This is a genomic window from Flagellimonas oceani (assembly GCF_011068285.1).
Classification (GTDB): Bacteria; Bacteroidota; Bacteroidia; order Flavobacteriales; family Flavobacteriaceae; genus Flagellimonas; species Flagellimonas oceani.
The window spans coordinates 452,296-470,978 of record NZ_CP049616.1 but is presented as its reverse complement, the minus strand read 5'-3'; the positions used below and the strand labels follow the sequence as shown (position 1 = coordinate 470,978).

General features: G+C 42.4%; 18 protein-coding genes. 13 read left to right on the top strand and 5 right to left on the bottom strand.

Annotated elements, in window-relative coordinates:
* Positions 1-171 precede the first annotated feature (171 nt).
* The 4 genes from GVT53_RS02195 (at position 172) to map (ending at position 4,131) form a co-directional block, all read left to right on the top strand.
* A complete protein-coding gene (locus GVT53_RS02195; RefSeq protein ID WP_166247213.1) occupies positions 172-1,311 on the top strand; it encodes a sensor histidine kinase in 1,140 nt (379 codons plus the stop codon).
* Positions 1,308-2,066, top strand: coding sequence for a LytR/AlgR family response regulator transcription factor (locus GVT53_RS02190; RefSeq protein ID WP_166247212.1), 759 nt, complete (start codon positions 1,308-1,310; stop codon positions 2,064-2,066). The genes GVT53_RS02195 and GVT53_RS02190 overlap by 4 nt, the downstream gene beginning before the upstream one ends.
* A gap of 218 nt (positions 2,067-2,284) precedes the next feature.
* On the top strand, positions 2,285-3,274 hold the full coding sequence (locus GVT53_RS02185; RefSeq protein WP_166247211.1) for a DUF6268 family outer membrane beta-barrel protein: 990 nt from the start codon (positions 2,285-2,287) through the stop codon (positions 3,272-3,274).
* 92 nt (positions 3,275-3,366) lie between these two features.
* Entirely contained in the window at positions 3,367-4,131 is a 765-nt protein-coding gene (gene map / locus GVT53_RS02180; RefSeq protein ID WP_166247210.1) for a type I methionyl aminopeptidase, read from the top strand.
* Between the two features lie 996 nt (positions 4,132-5,127).
* Here the strand turns inward: map and GVT53_RS02170 are convergent.
* The 5 genes from GVT53_RS02170 to GVT53_RS02150 all read right to left on the bottom strand — a co-directional run bounded on the left by GVT53_RS02170 (position 5,128) and on the right by GVT53_RS02150 (position 12,876).
* On the bottom strand, positions 5,128-5,460 hold the full coding sequence (locus tag GVT53_RS02170; protein WP_166247209.1) for an endonuclease/exonuclease/phosphatase family protein: 333 nt from the start codon (positions 5,458-5,460) through the stop codon (positions 5,128-5,130).
* A gap of 91 nt (positions 5,461-5,551) precedes the next feature.
* Complete coding sequence (locus GVT53_RS02165; protein ID WP_166247208.1) at positions 5,552-6,406, bottom strand: metallophosphoesterase family protein; 855 nt, start codon at positions 6,404-6,406, stop codon at positions 5,552-5,554.
* Positions 6,407-6,529: 123 nt separating this feature from the next.
* Complete coding sequence (locus tag GVT53_RS02160; RefSeq protein ID WP_166247207.1) at positions 6,530-8,335, bottom strand: RagB/SusD family nutrient uptake outer membrane protein; 1,806 nt, start codon at positions 8,333-8,335, stop codon at positions 6,530-6,532.
* Between the two features lie 11 nt (positions 8,336-8,346).
* Positions 8,347-11,592, bottom strand: a complete 3,246-nt coding sequence (locus GVT53_RS02155) for a SusC/RagA family TonB-linked outer membrane protein (RefSeq protein WP_166247206.1) — start codon at positions 11,590-11,592, stop codon at positions 8,347-8,349.
* 36 nt (positions 11,593-11,628) lie between these two features.
* On the bottom strand, positions 11,629-12,876 hold the full coding sequence (locus GVT53_RS02150) for an alkaline phosphatase family protein (RefSeq protein WP_166247205.1): 1,248 nt from the start codon (positions 12,874-12,876) through the stop codon (positions 11,629-11,631).
* A 187-nt stretch (positions 12,877-13,063) separates the two neighbouring features.
* Between GVT53_RS02150 and GVT53_RS02145 the strand changes: the two genes are divergently transcribed.
* The 9 genes from GVT53_RS02145 to GVT53_RS02105 all read left to right on the top strand — a co-directional run bounded on the left by GVT53_RS02145 (position 13,064) and on the right by GVT53_RS02105 (position 18,644).
* Positions 13,064-13,669, top strand: coding sequence for a TetR family transcriptional regulator (locus GVT53_RS02145; protein WP_166247204.1), 606 nt, complete (start codon positions 13,064-13,066; stop codon positions 13,667-13,669).
* Positions 13,670-13,731: 62 nt separating this feature from the next.
* A complete protein-coding gene (locus GVT53_RS02140; RefSeq protein ID WP_166247203.1) occupies positions 13,732-13,944 on the top strand; it encodes a CBU_0592 family membrane protein in 213 nt (70 codons plus the stop codon).
* Positions 13,945-14,452: 508 nt separating this feature from the next.
* The gene (locus GVT53_RS02135) at positions 14,453-14,686 is read left to right on the top strand and encodes a thioredoxin family protein (protein ID WP_166247202.1); all 234 of its coding nucleotides are present in this window, start codon (positions 14,453-14,455) and stop codon (positions 14,684-14,686) included.
* Between the two features lie 80 nt (positions 14,687-14,766).
* Entirely contained in the window at positions 14,767-15,504 is a 738-nt protein-coding gene (locus tag GVT53_RS02130; RefSeq protein ID WP_166247201.1) for a hypothetical protein, read from the top strand.
* A gap of 70 nt (positions 15,505-15,574) precedes the next feature.
* A complete protein-coding gene (locus GVT53_RS02125) occupies positions 15,575-15,838 on the top strand; it encodes a DUF2024 family protein (protein ID WP_166247200.1) in 264 nt (87 codons plus the stop codon).
* On the top strand, positions 15,835-16,191 hold the full coding sequence (locus GVT53_RS02120; protein WP_166247199.1) for a gamma-glutamylcyclotransferase family protein: 357 nt from the start codon (positions 15,835-15,837) through the stop codon (positions 16,189-16,191). The genes GVT53_RS02125 and GVT53_RS02120 overlap by 4 nt, the downstream gene beginning before the upstream one ends.
* Positions 16,188-16,793, top strand: a complete 606-nt coding sequence (locus GVT53_RS02115; RefSeq protein WP_166247198.1) for a MarR family winged helix-turn-helix transcriptional regulator — start codon at positions 16,188-16,190, stop codon at positions 16,791-16,793. Before GVT53_RS02120 ends, GVT53_RS02115 begins: the two co-directional genes overlap by 4 nt.
* Positions 16,794-17,222: 429 nt before the next feature.
* Positions 17,223-17,981, top strand: coding sequence for an SDR family NAD(P)-dependent oxidoreductase (locus GVT53_RS02110; protein ID WP_166247197.1), 759 nt, complete (start codon positions 17,223-17,225; stop codon positions 17,979-17,981).
* 81 nt (positions 17,982-18,062) lie between these two features.
* Positions 18,063-18,644, top strand: a complete 582-nt coding sequence (locus tag GVT53_RS02105; RefSeq protein WP_166247196.1) for a TetR/AcrR family transcriptional regulator — start codon at positions 18,063-18,065, stop codon at positions 18,642-18,644.
* Positions 18,645-18,683: the final 39 nt, after the last annotated feature.

Genomic DNA, 18,683 nt, shown 5'->3' with positions numbered 1-18,683 from the left:
TTTGAACAAAATTGAAGTGATTTACCTTTGTCGAACAGCCGAATACCTTTGGGTACTGTAATTTCTTGATGAACCGTCATATTACGGCCCGAAGCGTTCATTTTTTGTTTTTTTCGGCTCGAACACAGTTCAAAACAAATAACGACAGTTCATGAACTAAAATGACGGGTCATGGACCTATGGACCAAAGGGCCGATTTATCCAACTATTTTTATGCCTACCGGATTTATGATGCATATAGGTTTAATATTAAAAAAAATGGGGTTTCGTCTTCTTGTGGTCACGATGGTCTTTATTGTAGTCAAATCAATCATTGATTCGGACTACAGCGACCCATTCTTCACCGTTACATCATTCTTCTATTATGTAAGCGGGGTCATTTTTTTTATGTTCTCATGGGAATTGAGCGACCGGATAATCAAAAAGCATCTAAGGGACGACCCCTACAAAGGATTGGGCTGGGTGGCAGGGGTACAAATTTTGGGAAAGACCATAGGGGCCCTATTGCCCTTGTTCGCGATAGGATATTACCTGGCCCTATTTCATTTCGCCAGTGTTCTTGACCTCAAATCCCAGGAACCTTGGCTCCAATTTCGAATGGATTTTTCAAGGGCGGCACTCATTGCCACAATTCTTATCTTGTGCAATCTATTTTATTTCTCCGGTCAGGTAAAGAACAGATTGCACACAAGGATGCTCAAACTTGAAAAGGAGGTCCTGGCCACCAATTATAAAATATTGAAGAATCAGATCAGCCCCCATTTTTTGTTCAACAGCCTGCACACCCTGACCTCGCTCATGTACGAAGATAGGGACCTGGCCTCTGATTTTACGGCAAGATTGGCTTCTTGCTATCGGTATATCCTGGACAACCAGGATTCAGACCTGACCAGTCTGGACAAAGAGCTCTCCTTTTTGGACTCCTTTATTTTTATGATGGACGTACGCCATCAAACCTCGCTGAGTATACGCATGGAGATAAATTTGGCGCCGAATACCTATGTAATTCCCACACTGACCCTTCAGATGTTGATGGAGAATGCCCTGAAGCATAATTCCTTTTCGGATAAGCATCCTATGGAGGTCATTATTTCAAATGATCACCGATACCTTAGGATATCCAATACGTTGAGAAAAAGAAATGATGCCCATAGCTCAACCCAGTTGGGACTGGAGAATATTAAAAATCGATTTTCCTTTTACACAACATCTCCCGTCTTGATTGAGCAAAGAAATGGACACTTTACCGTTTCCCTGCCCCTATTGAAGAAAAATGTTGAACAAAAATCCCCATTACATCTCCTAACATGATAGAAGCCATAATCATAGAAGATGAACATATTGCCTCCAAACGTTTGGTACAATTGGTCAATGATATTGCTCCGTACATCAAGGTAGCGGCCACTATTTTTTCGGTTGAAGGAGCTATCAAGTGGTTCAAGGAAAATCCGCCGCCAGACCTTATTTTCTTGGATATCCAGTTGCATGACGGTTATGGGTTTGATATTCTGGACGCTATCAACGAACATCCCCCCATTATCTTCACCACGGCCTATAACGAATACGCCATCCGGGGTTTTAAATACAACGGGTTGGACTACCTGCTCAAACCCATTGATAAAAAGGAACTGGAACGTTCCCTCGAAAAGTTCCGGAACCAGTTCCATGTCATCAGGGAGACTGAGGATGTCAGGGTCCAGGGTTTTAAGAAAATGTTCAACAAGGAGTACAAGCGTCGGTTTATGGTCAAGGTGGGCAACCATTATAGTTCCCTTAATGTAGATGACATTTATTTCTTTAGATCAGAGGGCGGAACGATATGTATTATAACTGGCGATGGGAAAAGTTATCCTTTGGAATATTCCCTTGACCAATTGGAGGATATGTTGAACCCGATCGATTTTTTCAGGATCAACAGAAAATACATGATTGCCTTGAAGTCCGTTATTGAGATCCATCATTATTTCAACAGTCGTTTATTATTGAAGCTCAAACCCGTACAGGAGGAAAAAATAATTGTTTCAAGGGAGCGCTGTTCCGCCTTTAAAAAGTGGTTGGACATGTGATTCGAGCGAAAAAGTGCCAAGGTGGACCTAGGAGGACGCCCAGCACCAAAAAAACACGTCCAAAAAACTGGGTTTTTAGTGAAATCATTTGAAAGAGGATTGTTTTTGGTTTAGCTCAATTCAGTGTAAAAAGATAGGTGTTGTATAAAAAATATTGATCCTTGGCCCAAATCCCAATGATATGCAAAAAGGGTTTGTCTAAATCCGCCCATTACTACATGAAAAAATGCCTAGTGATAGCTGTCTTGATGACAATTTCAGTTTCCGTGCTTGCCCAGGAAACGGATTCGATTCCATCCAAAAGTATGATCTTGGTAAAAAAGGTGACGGACCAGTTCCCTAATACCCGTTTTATTGACGTCCATTTTGAACAATTGGGTAGCTCGGATTACGAATCGGAGCTGTTTGGCACACCTTATCAGACAGGTACCATTGAAAGTGAGACAAGGGTCCGTGCGGCCATGAACCTCCCGATTGTCCAAAAGGACACTCGGATTTTGAGTGCTTCCCTACGTTATGGTTACAGGGACATTAATTTTGGCCAGGCCAATGTTCCAAGTGGTGCCTCCCCCATCATTGGGGTCGCGGAGAGCCAAAGCTTCCATTATTTCTTCGGCTCGGTGAACTATACCCGATACGATAGGCTATTTGGAAAAACCCTAGTTTCCAACCTAAGTGTATTTGGGGATGCCTCAGATAAGAAGTTCGGTGTATTGAACGCAGCCTATGTTGCCTCTTTCGTCTTAAAGAGAAACACCCAAACGACGACCACCATCGGATTGGTACTGCAATCGAACCCCAATGCCGTATTCCCCATCTTACCGGCCTTTTCCTACGAGCACCAGTTTAAAGACTCGCCTTGGCGCATAGATATGATATTGCCCAAACAGTTGTATTTTAGAAGAAACCTATTAACCGGGGGAAGACTGTCCATCGGGACGGTCTTTGAGGGAGAGCCCTTTTACTTCATCACCGATGGCTTGGGGGACGGGGATGTTCTCTATAACTTCAATCGCAATGAGATCAGATCGGGTCTAATGTATGAATATAAAATATACGAAGGGCTCATTTTGTCCCTGCGTACGGGTTGGAACTATTTTTTGAACGGAACGATACGGGAAAGGGGACAGACCAAGGAAATAAGCACAACCTCATTTGACCCAAATTTCTACGTTAATTTTGGGGTTTCGTTCAATTTGATCAATTAGTTACGATGTGAAAAGTTACCAGATATATACCGAGGTCCGTGCTCTGGTTGGGCACATTTCCATGGAAAAAGCAAAAAATTAAATAGTACAAAATGTCAATAACAAAGGAAGATGAACTTATAGGAATGAAAAAAGTGAGCGAGGCCGTTGCTGTCGCATTAAAGGAAATGCGGAACTATGCCAAGCCTGGAATGACCACAAAACAGTTGGATGATTTCGGGGCTGGAATCCTATCGGACTACGGTGCCAAATCCGCCCCGTTTCTGACCTATGGTTTTCCAGGTCACACTTGTATAAGCGTAAACCGTGAATTTTGTCATGGCATTCCCTCAGCCAGCAGACGGTTGGAAGAGGGCGACCTTGTGAACATTGATGTATCGGCAGAACTCGAAGGGTATTGGTCGGATAACGGGGGGTCCTTTGTGTTGGGCGAGGATAGCAACCACCATCAAAACCTTGTAGACGCCTCGAAACAGATTCTGCACAAGGCAATCGACAACATTAGGGGCGGTGTCCGCATTTCCAGTATCGGGCATTTAATTGAAACGGAGGCAAGGAAGCACGGGTACAAAGTAATCAAAAACCTAACCGGGCATGGTATTGGAAGAAGTCTCCACGAAGCACCGAATGAAATAGCGAATTTCAAGGACCGTTTCAATAAAGTCAGGTTCAAAAAGAACTCGGTGGTTGCCATTGAGACCTTTATCGCAACTTCCTCGACCCAAGCTGAAACATTGGCTAATGGTTGGACCATGGTCGGAAACAAAGGCGGATTCATGGCGCAGCACGAACACACGATTGTGGTAACGGATGGGAAGCCTCTTGTATTGACGGTAATGAATGATATTTGGTCCTAAATTTGAACTTGGGCCATACAAAGATTTCACCTGCCAATGCATACAAGGTACATACTGGCATTAAGTTTAACCAACAAATACTAAAAGGTAGCACCCAAAATGGCAACGGTTTCTATGCGTATATCATCTGCTAACTTTAATTGTACCAGGAAATAAAGACAATAGCTTTCTTGCATGCGTAGCAGTTACATTTAAGAAAAATTGTAGGGATGTCGATGGTAAAATCTATGACGTATAGCATTTAAATAATTAGGAAGGAAAGTGTATCTTTCAAAAATCCGTGAATCAGGAATGCCGGAGTGAAAAAGGTCCGTACAGCGGCTCTTTAACTGTCAGTACTACCAGAGGGTCTTAATTGTCAAAAACAGATACTTCGAAGCTTGTTCTTAACGATAGGCTTCATTTCAGCATGAATTTTCAACAGCTCACTGGAAACACCGGGCATACTATGCCACCTTCGCTGGATTAAAGTGAGCATAGCAATATGTATTGCAAACCCTTTCATGGCGTAGTCTGAAACCATTTTTTAAGTGGTTCAAAAATATCCGTTTTCAATGGTTCTCTTTGACCGTTTTTTGCCCGATAGTTCCCTATCCAAAATTATTTATCTAAATTGAATCATCAATAATATTATTGGTTCATTATGGCGGTAATTAGAAAATCCATCACTTTCACGGAACAACAAGATGCTTTTGTCAAAAGTTTGATCTAGCAGGGGTTCAATACGAACGACAGCGAATATATCAGGGACATTATTCGAAAAGACCAGGAGCGAAGAAAACGTATCGTTGATTTGAACAAAGCGTTAATCGAAGGGATTGAGAGTGGTCCGACCGATGCTACCACCGATAGCATTTGGGAAGAAGCAATAAACGAGCACAATGCCGGAAAATAAATACACCATTAGTGCAAAGGCAAGGGCAGATTTCAGGAACATGGCCAAATATACTATTGAAAAGTTCAGTGAAGCACAATCATTAAAATATGCTCAAGGTTTCAAGAGTGTTTCGGCCGACTTATGCGAGAATCCTGAACTTGGAAAGAGGTAAGTGTCAGTAAAGCATAAAGTGTTGTTAACGTCTCTCCCAAGGGATATTTAGAAAAAATGGATAGATTGGTTGACTTGTCGTCCAATGGTGTACCCTCGGGAGCACATAAGTGAAAATTGTATCCGAGGTTCTCTGCGATTTGTTTTCCGGAACCATAGGTCTCTACCATTAAAAGAATATCCGGATCAACCTCCCTTATAATGTCTATGACATGCTGTAATCCATTCTCAATATCGTTACCTCCATGAAGAATGTTCCATGCCATTACCTTTATCTGCACTTTCCCACTTTGTGCAAAACATGAACCTAGCATACCAATAAAAACAAGGCATACAACTGGGAGAATCTGTTTTCTTTTTAAAATCAAATCCTTAAAATTGATGTGGATGATAGTGGTTCTCCATGGAGCCATCTTCAAAAAGCTCAATGATGGTATAGCCTGGTGGAGTCTCGTGGTACCAATACTTTTGGGCTGAATCCTCATCTCCTTTTCCCCACCAATACCCGCTCATTGCGCCATTACAATAATAATGCACATTGTTATAGACAACGGTATCAAATAAATGTACATGCCCCCCGATGCAATGTATCCTTTTATCGGGATGTTTGTAAAGGATCTTTGTGATTTGCAAAGCATCGTTATGGTTCCCACCCACGGTATGGGTTGAGGCCGATAAAATGGGATAATGGGACATGATCAAAACAGGTGTTCCCTTTGGGAGTTTTGCCAAATCATCGGAAAGCCATTGCATTTGTTTCAGTCCCAATGCTCCACCCCCATCCACATTACTATCCAAAACGATAAAATGCCAATCATTTTTGTCAAAGCTGTAAAAAGTCGAAGGCATTCCCAATTGTTGCATGGCATACCCTTTACCATACATGGGGTCATCTTTATCCGGGGCCGCCCACCACATATCGTGATTGCCCAAACAACTGTACATCTCATATTCGGAAAAGCGTTTTCTGGACGTTTTCCATAAATCCCACATTTCACTTACTTGCTCTCGGTCAATGTCCTTACCATCGGCAGCCATAATACTATCCCCTCCATTCAAGAAAAAATCGATTTTTCTTTCTTTGATTTTGTCAATACATGCATTAAATCGAGCGGGAGCATTGTTATCCGAACTCAGGTGAACATCCGTAATGTGTGCAATTCTGAGTAATTTTTTTGGACGCCGACCACCATCACTTGCTTGCGCCTTTACCAAACCCGGAAGCATACTGCCAAAACCGCTCCTTTAACAAATGTCCTCCGTTTGTTATGATTTTTTTTCTTTTCCATAGTTAAAAGTCAAAAGGAGGCTTTTACCCCTCCTTTTTAAATAAAAAATTAAACATCTGAATTATTCCCAACCGAACACTTGCTCCAAATTTGGGTTAAGTGCCATTTCAGGTGCTGGGATAGGTCTGTAATAATGTTTGGGTTCTTGGAATGTTCCTCGTTCTGGTGTTCCCACAACATTGCCACTGGTTCCCTCTGTGAGGTAAACATCCGCATTACTGCCCACACTGCCAGTTCTATAATAAATTAGTGCAACACCATTTTCATTGAGCTCTTTTGGTTCGGGAATAGCGTCCTCGATCCCTAAAAGCTGAATATCCGCTACACCATCTCCCGTAAGGTCATACTTGCCCAATCCTGGAAAATACATGCCCACGGGCTCCCTTTCCATCAATTTGCCCGCATTCCAACGATTCAAATCGTCCAGCCTTCTTCCTTCCATGGCAAACTCCACCCTACGCTCTCTTCGTATTTCCAACAAAACGGGATCTGTGACTTGTGGGTAACGTTGGGCCTGCACCGGGTCCAATGAAACGGCCATGTTCAATGGGGGCATTCCTGCACGGCTTCTAATCTGGTTTACCGTAGCATCAAGCACGCCTTGGTTCAAAGTGCCAAGTTCTGCCCTCGCCTCTGCCAAGTTCAATAACACCTCCGCGTAGCGCAAGACGGGGATATCAATACCTCGCCGAACGTCTATGGAGGGGTCGTTGGCAAAACCTTTGATTTGATGATAGCCTGTGAAGTTTTTCTTGAGTTCCTGCACATAATTAGTGGTTCCGGGACTGTAGGTAGCTGTATAGTATAGTTCCCAACCCGGGTAAGCAAAGGTTTGGGAGAGTCTTGGGTCTCTATCCTGAAACTCTTCCACAAATTCCATGGTCTCAATTCCCACCTGTTGGCTGAAATACGTACCGTCATCCATAAGATATGTCTCCAATAGGTCCCTGCTCATCGACATTTCATAACTACCAAACAAGTACTGGGGGTCGTCGGTGTTTTTAACATCAGCTTCATAAATGTTCGTGAAAATCACCTCTGGGTTCGCGGTTAGATCTTGACTCCCAAAAAGGGCCATGTAATCTTGGGCAGGATTTCCTGTATTATAGATGGAGAAGGGGCCTTGGTCTACGATATCCTGGGATACTTTTGCTGCCAGTTCCAAGAAATCGTTCGCTGTTCCCTCCAGTCCCAATTCGCTGTGATATTTTCTGAAGGTCCCTTCGTACAATGCATTACGGCTATAATATGCCATTACGGTCCATTTATCAACAGCTCCTGTCGGCACACTTTCCCTAACGTGTTCCATGGCAAATTGATAATCCTCAAAAATATGATCAACAACGGTCTCTCTAGGGTCGCTTGTTTTGAACAAATCTTCAGAGTCTGTTTCAAGAACTTGGTCATACCATGGCACGTTGGAATATCGCTTTACTTTTTCCATATAGAACTGTGCCCTGAAAAAACGGGCGACACCTATGTAGTGATTCTTTACATCCGCGCCGATATCGGCCTTTTCTGCATTTTCCAAAAACAGGTTGATGCTCCTTAAGGCGCCCCAGTGCCAACCTGAAGTAATCGTCTGGGAGTTGGCTTCTGTGGTCATAATGGTCTTTATTTCGCGATTACCTGTTGTACCTGCATTATCCGTAGCATCATCGTAGTATATCCCTAGCCCGGGAAAATTATACAATCCATTTACATAGATGGACAAGTCCTCTTCTGTATTGAAGAAGTTGTCGACCCCGATCTCGGTTTCTGGCAAGCGATCCAGAAAGTCATCATTACAGGCAGACATCAAAATTACCAGTAAACCGGCAAAACCGCCCATTAAAACCCTTTTTATATATTTTCTTGTAAGTTTCATTTGAATGATTTTTAAAATGTAACATTAATACCGAAAGCGTACTTTCGTTGATAGGGATATTGATAACCACTGGTCTCGTTACGTCCGGCACTATGGGCTGGATTAATCCTGTTCTCCACATCGGAGATGGATTCGGGATCAAAGTAATCCGAGACTTCGGACCACTCAAAAATATTATCACCGGAAAAGTATATCCTCAGTGAAGTAATTCCCATTTTTTTGGTATAGGAAGCAGGTATGGTGTACCCCAAAGTAATATTCTTGAGCCTTAGATAGGCAGCACTCAACATATACCCGGTCTGTGGTATGGCCAATCCTTGTGCTTGGTCTATCCGCTCCCCCAGATTCCGGTCGGCCAACCATGATTGAAACACCGGAAAACGTGCATCGGTATTGGCACTGGCGTACCCTGCATCGATATAGGCCTGTGAATGTTGCGCCATTAAATCGGCGGGATCATCGGAGCCTCTGTAAAAATCCTTCAAATGGGCATAGCCTCCTGCATACGGTTGTTGATAAAAGCCCCAATAGATATAGTCCTTTGGATAAAAATCTCTTTTTCCTACACCTTGTAGAAAAACACCAAGGTCAAAATTATTCCAATCCATGTTGAGGTTGATACCGAAACGATACCTTGGCAACATATTGCCTATAACACTTAAGTCCTTAGGGTCATCCGCAGTCATACCTTTCTCAATTTTTTGGTTTCCGTCCAGGTCCACGTATTTAGGCCAACCCTCAACAATTTCCAAGGCTCCCCATGGAATAATGGCCGACTCGTCCAAAGCATCGATTTCTGCCTGTGATTGAAATAGTCCATCTGAAGTCAATCCCCATATCTCACCGAGCTCCATCCCTTCACGGTATTGGGTAAGGCTGTTGTTAGGGTTTTCAAAACTGGTGATGTATGATCGGCTATCACTTAGAACAAGCCTCGCATTCAGATTAAAGGGATTATTGGGGTTTCCAAAACTGTCCTTATAGGAAAGGGAAAGTTCCCAACCTTCTGTTTTTAGGTCTGCTGCATTTTCATTGGGTTCCGAGGCTCCCAACACGCCGGGCAAATCAGTTCCAACAGTCAACATGTCCTTGGTATCCCTACGATAAACGTCCAATGTTGCATTGAATTTATTGTTGAAAAGACCTATATCCACACCAAAGTTTTTAGTAGTCACCGTTTCCCAGGAGTAATTGGACGATACCAGTCCCGGGGCACCGACTTGGGTGGGCAGTTCCCCGCCAATTATATAATTTCCCTGCCCTGCACTCATGGAAGGAATATACCCAAAAGAACTAACGTCCTGATTGCCCAGCGATCCATAGGAAGCCCTGAACTTCAAGAGGCTCACTGTTGGTTCCAAAGCTTCCATAAAAGGTTCACGGGATACATTCCAGGCCCCGGAAACGGAAGGGAAAAAGCCAAAGCGTTTATCCTTTGGAAAACGGGAGGACCCATCATACCTTCCATTAAGCTCTAATATGTAACGATCCTTGAAAATGTAATTGGCCCTATAAAATGCACCACGGAGTGCCCAGCTATAAATGGCGGAATCCGACTCATCAAGAAGTATGGGGCCCGTTGCCAAGTTCAATGTTGGAAGTGAAGATGAGATCACACCTGTTCGGTTCAAAGAGATGTATTCAGCCCTGAATTCTTCTTGATTATAACCTGCAAGCAATGTCAATTGGTGGTCATCTCCAAAATTCTTATTGAAAGTGGCATAAATATTCAATACGTTGTACTGCTCCGAACCAAAATCCTTCCAAACTTGATTGTTGCCTTCTTCCCTGACATCATCAGGGCCAAATCCTATCTGGTACTTGGAGTAGAAAGCATCATAATTTTGGTTTTCCTGTTCGTAAGTATACTCTGCGTTCACCTTAAGAATATCCTTGATCAACCACGCTTGGGCGGTAAAATTGGTACGGAAGGTATGGGTTATATATTCTTCATCACCACCATCCTGTAACCGCGCGGCCATTCGACCTACGGGCGTATTGGCCCAACTTCCATCCGGATTCTCCGCGAAGGCATAGCTATTAAAATTGAAAAGGGTGCCGATATCAAAATAAGATGGATTCTTTCGCTTACCGGTAATGTAAGAGGTGTTGTTACCGACGGACAACCAATCGGTCAATTGGGCATTTAATTTGGAACGCATTCCCGTTCTGGTGAAATAGTCTTCCGCCAAGATCAAGGAACCATTGTCCTTATTGTAGGAACCGGACATGAAATAATTTATTTTTTCCGTTCCCCCCGTAGCACTCAAACTATGGTTTTGGGAATAGGTGGAACTCGACAAAAAGTAATCGGTCCAATCCCTGTTCCCCATGTATTCCCATAAACCGGGGTTTGTAGTGCTTTCACGTACACCAACAGTACCGAAAGGATCATCGCTACGTTCCCTGGCCCATTGCAATTGTTCGGTCGTGAAATATTGGTTGTGCCATGGTGTATTTTTTGATGCTGTTTCCTGAAGCCTCATATAAATGTAGGGATCGGAAATTTTCTCGGGCAACACGGTGGGTGTGCCCACCGTAACATTGGTATTATAATTGATTCGCATCTTGCCATCCGAACCACTCTTGGTGGTTACCAAAACAACCCCAAAAGCTGCCCTTGCACCATAAATGGCAGCAGAGGATGCATCTTTTAGCACGGAAATACTTTCGATATCCTCGGGAGCAAGTTGATTGAGGTATGAAACATCAGAAGGTATATTATCTATGAGTACCAAAGGGTCACCACCATTGATGGAGGTGAATCCCCTAATATTGATCTTTGGGTTTGCACCGGGTGCCCCACTGGAAAAATCGATATTAAGACCAGGGGAAATTCCTTGTAGCCCTTGGGTCACGTTGTTTATTGGCCTTGTAGATAATTGCGCTACCGAGACATTGTTGACAGCTCCGGAAAGGTTGACCTTTTTTTGTGTACCAAAACCTACGACAACAACTTCATTTAAACTTTGGACATCTTCTTCCAAGGTTACATCCATAATGTTTGATGTTCCAACTGTAATCTCCTTTTTGGTAAAACCGATATAGGAAAATACCAGTACTTGACCTTCGGCCACACTTATGGAATAGTTACCGTCAAAATCGGTAGTGGTACCGTTGGCCGTTCCCTGCACCATAACGGTTACCCCTGGTAGAGGGACACCTGAAGCATCTCCGACCGTACCGGACACCTCCTTCTGGGCGAACCCTGAGGTAAAAACGGTCAATAAGAATACGAATAGTAATGTGTTTTTCATTTCATTTATGAATTTTGATTGGTTTTAAAAAGGTTTTTATTCTTCTACATACCACGTATTCAATGTGGTGTTTTTGGTTTCCAATATGAGCTTGCAAAACCCTTTGGATAGTTTGCGCAATGGAATTTTCAATTTTCCCTTTTCGAGCTGTACTGTTTCGATGAGTTTATAATCATCCTGCCCTCCATTTTTAAACGCATTGGTGGAACTCATGTAGAGATTTCCACTGCCCTCCGATAGAGCTTCCCAGGATACCTCAAGGTGGCTACCCTTTTTGATTGCCCTCAAATCGACAGCATCCACGGGTTGAATAAGGGAAACTCCATCCCACTCGCGGCGTACCGATTGTGGTACTTCGATGTTCAGAAAGTCCACAATGGTTGGAAGTATATCCACCACCCCGGGAGTTTTCGAATTGAAGTAACCATTGGTATCCTTCGAATTGGTTACTATCCAAGTACTTCGCTCACGGTCCGATTGTCCGCCGTGATGCTTACCGTCTTCTTCTGTTCTACCATGATCGGTGGTGACCACGAACAACCATTCCTCCTTATGTTCGGTTCGACGCTCTTCAACAGCCTTCCATATTTTTCCCACCAAGTAATCTTCAAACTCAACGGCAGCGGTAAAACGGTCGCTATCTCCATAACCATGGCCCATATCGTCGGAGAATTCCAAATAGACCCAGGACAAATCAGGACCTTCACGCCGTATGGTCTCAGCAGCATGATCGGCCACTGTATAATCAATGAGCTTCATAAAATTTCGACGGATATCGTGGGGAAAGTTGATGGTATCGTATTCCAACCCATCAAAATGATGATCCACCTGTATTTGCCCAGTAGCGTCCATGCCCTCGCCCAATAATTTTGTTCTATTGTCAAGCCACGAAGAAAACACACCTATGGTGCCATTTGGATTGTGGTCTTTATACAATCTAAAAATGGTTGGATAGTTATAATTTGGACTCTTAATGCCATTGCCCCAGACGTTATGCTTGTTTGCCCACGTGCCGGTGATCAAACTATTGTACCCTACGGCCGATATGGTAGGGGTTTCGGAGTAAGTCCCCTTTCCCCCACCGACATAAGCATCAGTATAGGCACCAACCCTGCCAATTTGATCCAAATAGGGAGTATTAGCTGTCTTTAATTGATCTGCAGAAATACCATCAACAATGATGAAGACCACTTTCTTATCCGACAAATCCGATTGAACATCTTGTGCTCTGGACATGCCCATAACCAGTATTCCTATAATTACACTAAGCTTACTTATATTCATTTTTTCCTTGGTATTAACAGAAGCCAAAGGAATATAAATTGAACGACTGTTCAATTAAAGAATATTTAAGTCATTGTTATGGAATCGTAAAATAAATTGAATGACTGTTCAGTTAATCTATTTTCAAAAAAAAGAGTAATATTGTTGTCTTGATTTTTAACAATATATTTATATAAATCAGCGAAAGATGGGAAGAAAAAGCTTGGGGCCAACAAGAAAACTGGAGATTATCCAAGCCTTTTATGAAGTGGCGAAGCATATTGGTCTAGAGAATGCCTCAATAGCCAAAGTCGCGGAATCCATGGGTATCAGCAATGGATTGGTGATGCACTACTTTAACACTAAAGATGAGTTGCTCTTGGGTTTGAACGAGTATATTCTGCAACAACATATGAATGTGTTGGTTGAAGGAAATCTATCCACTTTAAAGACCCGTGAAGATCTTGAAAACCTCATCAGAAATTTATTTTCCCGTAAATGGAACCAATATTTTGACGATGGTGTCTTCTATAGTTGTTATGCACTGGTATATAGAAACAAGGCATTCAACGACAGTTTTAAACAATACCTATTACAGCTCCACGAAGTTCTTCATGAAGAATTAAAAATGGCTTATGACCATGGCATTATAACCAATACCAATATTGAGGAATTGACGGAAATAATATTTGCTCTGGTTGATGGTTCCTATTATTACATGGGCATGTTTCCAACAGGTGATGACAACCATAGAAAACAGCAGGAAATCTATATTAATCATTGTTTGAGCCTTTTTAAGTATGAAGATTCATGAGCCTTTTCTTTGAATTACTCGGGTGGGTTGGATCTTTTTGTTTTCTTTTCTCATATTACAACTTGATCAAAGGGAAATGGAATGCCGACCAACCTGTGTATCATTGGTACAACATTGCCGGCGGCGCCCTCTTTGTGGCAAATGCTGCCTATTATGCGGCTTGGGCCGTTCTTTTTATCAACTTGGCCTGGGGAATAATTGCGTGTTTCGGCCTATATAAATCCATAAAGCGCAAAAAGAAAACTGAAAATATTGGGAACCAATCCAAAGTTTAAGGTTCAGTTTCTTATCGTAGTGTCAAAGGTCATTATTTAGTTAGCCGAAACGAACTTACAGTGAGAGTTCCATGTGTTATTAATATCGTCACCAACTAATTAGAGGCTTAAATTTACAATCATAAAGAATTCTCAATTCAAATTAGCGTTTGTTGAAAGGCGGGCAAATCGATTCCACCCACAAATGACCCTCCCGAAAGTCCTAAAAATGGGATATTTCGGTAAACATTAAATTTTGAATTGCTAAAAATCCTCTATGAACAGGCGTTTCTCGAGGTTGGTTATAATCCTTCCATAATAACACCCTCAATGTCGAATATATCAACTACATTCATAATTATCCCCCCTATGGTCTTGCCCTTTGTGAGGAAGGCCACCCTAAACTGAAAAGAAAAGCCAAACAACTAGCACCATTTTCAAAATAAATCTTTAAAATAATTTTATTAGTTAGGATTCCTTACTATATTTGAATCGGCAATAGTGCCAATATCATTTAAAACCTAACAAAATGACTAAATCAGTATTTTATCACGCAGGATGTCCAGTTTGTGTGAGCGCAGAGCACGACATCATCAATCTAGTGGGCAAGGACAATGTAGAACTTGTTCACATTGGCGAAGACCGAAACCGAATTGCAGAAGCCGAAAAAGCAGGGGTAAAATCGGTTCCCGCTTTGCTGACTCCCAATGGAAATGTACTGCACATTAATTTTGGCGCGTCCATGGCCGATGTAAAGGGATAAAAATTTAAATCAAAAAGTTAGGAATCCTAATCTAACTGGAAGCTTCTAACCTAATTTTTCAACCAGTAACATTTAAATCAATGAAACCATTATTTCTTCTTCTTGGACTCTTGTTTTATACCGTGCAAGGATATCCTTGCGACCCATGTGGCAAGTACCATAATTCAGATTTCCAAATCAAAAAGGTAAGCGTAAAGCACTTGACCGGGATTGGGGCAACCCTATGGGAAATCACCGTAAAGGGAACGGCGGGAAAGACAACCCCGACACCGGCTGGCCAACTCAATGGAGCGCCTGTTTTGGGCTACGTGTTTCCTACCTCCCTAAAACCAACGGATGTGGGATTTGGCAATACCGAAGGTATAGTCGCCCTTGCCCTGACGTCACATCCCGACTTTGACGACACCCCGCTTTGGGATGAAAACGCGGACAACAATTTTGCCAATGATGGAATTGTTTGGCATCCGCATTGGGTAGTCTTGACCGAGGATAAACGGGTGGAAGGCGGTTTGGCCGTAAAACAGTTTGACCCAAAGGATACGAGTGTGGTCCTACCACCGACGAATCCGGGAATGCCCATGTATATGGACTCCCCTGGATTTCAGGTCATCACCAAAGGAAATACCATAAAAGTGGTTGTTCCGGATTATCGGATCAACAACAGGACCGATTTTTCCTATGACGGGGTAACTGCCTATATGCAAGTGCATACAGGAAGTGACGATGGACGGAATAGTGGGGACAAACCCATGCTCGGTGTTTACAAGGTATATGCTGTAGCAAGTGGCGATTTGTCCTTGCCCTATCAAGTAAATTAAATTTATTTGCCCCGTAAAGTTAGGATTCCTACCTTTACGAGGCTTATATTTTTCCACAATGGAACAAAAAATGAAAGTAGCAGTTTGGGACACTTATGTGACTAAAAAAGACGGTAGCACCATGCACTTTGACATTGTAGTCCCCGAAGAAGTCACAAATAAGGCTATGATCCACGGTTATGGCAGGGCTTATCTAAGAACCAAGGGACAGGAAGGACAACCCCTGACATCAAAAGAATGCAGCTTCTGCCATATGGAAACCTTGAGGTCGGAATGGGAAGCGGAAATCAAGCAACAGGGATATATTATCATCGAAATGGAAAATTGCCAATGAAGGAACCAATACACTTACTCTTCTCCTATGGTACATTGCAACTCGAGAAGGTTCAGCTTAAAAATTATGGACGCACCTTAAAAGGAAAGCGGGATAGTTTGCGGGGATACAAGATTGAAAAAATAAAAATCACGGATGCTACGGTAGTTGCCAAAAGTCAACTGGAACATCACCCGATTGCCGTAAAGTCAAATTCTGAAACAGATTGTATCGAAGGAACCCTATTTGAGATCACCACGGCCGAACTTGTTGAAACGGATGCGTATGAAGTGGGCGATTACCGCAGAATATACGAAACCTTTGAATCCGGACAAGAGGCCTGGGTCTATGTGGCCAAAAATACAACCCCATGAAACAATCCACATTCAATTTAAACGAGCAAAACCAAAAAATCGAAAGCCGAATCGTAGTGGCACTGGAACGGATCTCGGAAGCGTTCCGAGTACTGCTTTGGAACGAAAGCAAGGAAAATGCATTGAGCCCCATTCAAATCCAAATTTTGATCTTCATCCACTTCCATTCATTGGAGAAATGTAAGGTGGGGTATTTGGCCGACGAGTTCAATATGACCAAGGCTACGATCAGTGATAGCGTCAGGGTATTGCTCAACAAGGCCTTGGTCTCCAAAGAAACAGACCCTACGGACACCAGAAGCTATTCGCTTTCCCTTACCAGCGAAGGAAAAAATATAGCTAAAAAAGCATCGTTCTTCGCTTCCTCAATGCAACAACCCATTGAAAAATTGACCGAAGCACAAAAAAAGGCCATGCTCAACGGATTGTTGAAATTGATTCATGATCTCAATAAATCGGGAATCATTACCATTCAACGAATGTGTTTTACCTGTTCCTTTTATAAAGCTGAAAATGGCATTCATTATTGCAATTTGCTAAAAACACCACTTGCCGAGACTGAAATCCGGGTGGACTGCCCTGAACACCAAATGGCCAAGTAAAAAGATTATGTCCAATTTCTAATCAAGCGGATAGGCTCCCATTAAATAACTACTTCAGCAGTAAATATCAGCTTATAATGGTTCATGTAACTTTCTTTGTTGGGCTCGATGGTTCTATCATCCCATACGATAAGTAAAGGGTTTTAAATGGGTCATATGATCGACTGCACCGTATAAAAAACCTCCTAATACCGCAACTGAATCCTACAAAATGAAACTTCATATAAGGCCTGCTTTGTTAAGAAAACGTTTTTCAAACAAAAACAGCTCACTTCAAGAACTGGGATACAAACAGAGGTACCAACCTTAATGTCTATTATTAATAATTCATTATAAATTCATTTTTATTTGGAATGTTCGTTCTATTATTTGTAGGTTTGTATTTAGAACGTTCATTCCAATATTATTAATCTTATAAAACAACTAAAGATGAGTACATTAAAAGGTAGAATAGCAGTAATCACTGGAGGAAACAGTGGTATCGGTTATGCTACAGCTAAAAAGTTCAAGGAAGAAGGGGCTACAGTCATTATCACGGGCCGCTCAAAGGAAAAAGTGGAATTGGCAGCAGCCGAACTGGGCATCAAAGGTATTATAGCAGATGTTTTGAATCTATCTGCCATTGATGAGGCAGTAGGGCTGATTGCCGAGGAATTTGGAAAAATAGACATTCTGTTTGTCAATGCAGGTGTTTTTATTCCTATGCCCGTAGGGCAGAGCACCGAAGACGGATTTGACAATCTATTGGACATCAATTTTAAAGGAGCGGTGTTCACCATTGAAAAGTTCCTCCCCATTCTCAAGGATGGAGGCAATATTGTCAACCTATCATCGATAAATGCATATACCGGGATGCCCAACACGGCGGTTTACGGTGCTTCCAAAGCAGCGTTGAACGCCTACACCCGTGCCGCGGCAACGGAATTGTCCCCAAGAAAAATCAGAATCAATGCGCTAAACCCTGGACCAATCGCCACGCCTATTTTTAGTAAAACGGGCATGTCCGAGGAACAATTGAAAGGTATGGGGGACATGATGCAAGACCGAATCCCATTAAAGAGATACGGAAGACCCGAGGAAATCGCTGAAGTAGCGGCTTTTTTGGCCTCAGACAAGGCATCTTTTATCACCGGTGCCGAATACAACGTGGATGGTGGACTAAACGTCAACCCCATATTCGCCGTTTAATTTTTGTGTTTATATTTGGAATGATTGTTCCAAGAATTTAGTTTTGTGGAAGTGCAGATTTGCGCTTCCACATTTTTTGTTATGCCAAGAGTAAAGTTATTTGATGAAGAGGAGGTCTTGACCAAGGCAATGCATTTGTTTTGGAAGCAGGGCTATGCTGCCACGTCCATACAGGATCTCGTATCGCATTTGGGCATTAACAGGGCAAGTCTATATGACACTTTTGGAGATAAAGAGCAACTTTTCAAAAAATCCTTTGCGCTGTACCGCAAACAAAGCATTGAAGGAATTTCTCAACTCTTAAACAGTCACTCCAATGTCAGGGATGGCTTTTATGCCCTCTTCAATAAAGCCATTGAAGAGGCCTTGCTTGACCCAGATAGGAAAGGTTGTTTTGCGGTAAACAATACCACAGAACTTGTTCCCAACAATGAAAGCTGTCTGGAAATTCTATCGACTAACAGGAGTGCTTTTGAACAACTTTTTTATGAATACCTCAAAAAGGGGCAAGAAAATGGTCAGCTAAAAGAAGGCAATGATTTGAAATCACTGGCATCACTCCTATTTACCTTATACAACGGTATGCTGGTCGTTTCCAAAATCAACAGGAACAAGAAAGAACTCATGGAAACTGTAAAATTGACCCTGAGATTGATGGATTGATTCCAATTGGCCAAATGTTTGGTTCACAACCCCAAAAAA

What these genes read in the sequence shown, in the direction of transcription:
- GVT53_RS02155 (WP_166247206.1), bottom strand. Translation starts at nt 11,592, where the DNA reads ATGAAAAACACATTACTATTCGTATTCTTATTGACCGTTTTTACCTCA.
- GVT53_RS02110 (WP_166247197.1), top strand. Translation starts at nt 17,223, where the DNA reads ATGAGTACATTAAAAGGTAGAATAGCAGTAATCACTGGAGGAAACAGT.
- GVT53_RS02135 (WP_166247202.1), top strand. Translation starts at nt 14,453, where the DNA reads ATGACTAAATCAGTATTTTATCACGCAGGATGTCCAGTTTGTGTGAGC.
- GVT53_RS02120 (WP_166247199.1), top strand. Translation starts at nt 15,835, where the DNA reads ATGAAGGAACCAATACACTTACTCTTCTCCTATGGTACATTGCAACTC.
- GVT53_RS02105 (WP_166247196.1), top strand. Translation starts at nt 18,063, where the DNA reads ATGCCAAGAGTAAAGTTATTTGATGAAGAGGAGGTCTTGACCAAGGCA.
- GVT53_RS02185 (WP_166247211.1), top strand. Translation starts at nt 2,285, where the DNA reads ATGAAAAAATGCCTAGTGATAGCTGTCTTGATGACAATTTCAGTTTCC.
- GVT53_RS02160 (WP_166247207.1), bottom strand. Translation starts at nt 8,335, where the DNA reads ATGAAACTTACAAGAAAATATATAAAAAGGGTTTTAATGGGCGGTTTT.
- GVT53_RS02115 (WP_166247198.1), top strand. Translation starts at nt 16,188, where the DNA reads ATGAAACAATCCACATTCAATTTAAACGAGCAAAACCAAAAAATCGAA.
- GVT53_RS02145 (WP_166247204.1), top strand. Translation starts at nt 13,064, where the DNA reads ATGGGAAGAAAAAGCTTGGGGCCAACAAGAAAACTGGAGATTATCCAA.
- map (WP_166247210.1), top strand. Translation starts at nt 3,367, where the DNA reads ATGTCAATAACAAAGGAAGATGAACTTATAGGAATGAAAAAAGTGAGC.
- GVT53_RS02150 (WP_166247205.1), bottom strand. Translation starts at nt 12,876, where the DNA reads ATGAATATAAGTAAGCTTAGTGTAATTATAGGAATACTGGTTATGGGC.
- GVT53_RS02125 (WP_166247200.1), top strand. Translation starts at nt 15,575, where the DNA reads ATGAAAGTAGCAGTTTGGGACACTTATGTGACTAAAAAAGACGGTAGC.
- GVT53_RS02130 (WP_166247201.1), top strand. Translation starts at nt 14,767, where the DNA reads ATGAAACCATTATTTCTTCTTCTTGGACTCTTGTTTTATACCGTGCAA.
- GVT53_RS02195 (WP_166247213.1), top strand. Translation starts at nt 172, where the DNA reads ATGGACCTATGGACCAAAGGGCCGATTTATCCAACTATTTTTATGCCT.
- GVT53_RS02190 (WP_166247212.1), top strand. Translation starts at nt 1,308, where the DNA reads ATGATAGAAGCCATAATCATAGAAGATGAACATATTGCCTCCAAACGT.
- GVT53_RS02165 (WP_166247208.1), bottom strand. Translation starts at nt 6,406, where the DNA reads ATGCTTCCGGGTTTGGTAAAGGCGCAAGCAAGTGATGGTGGTCGGCGT.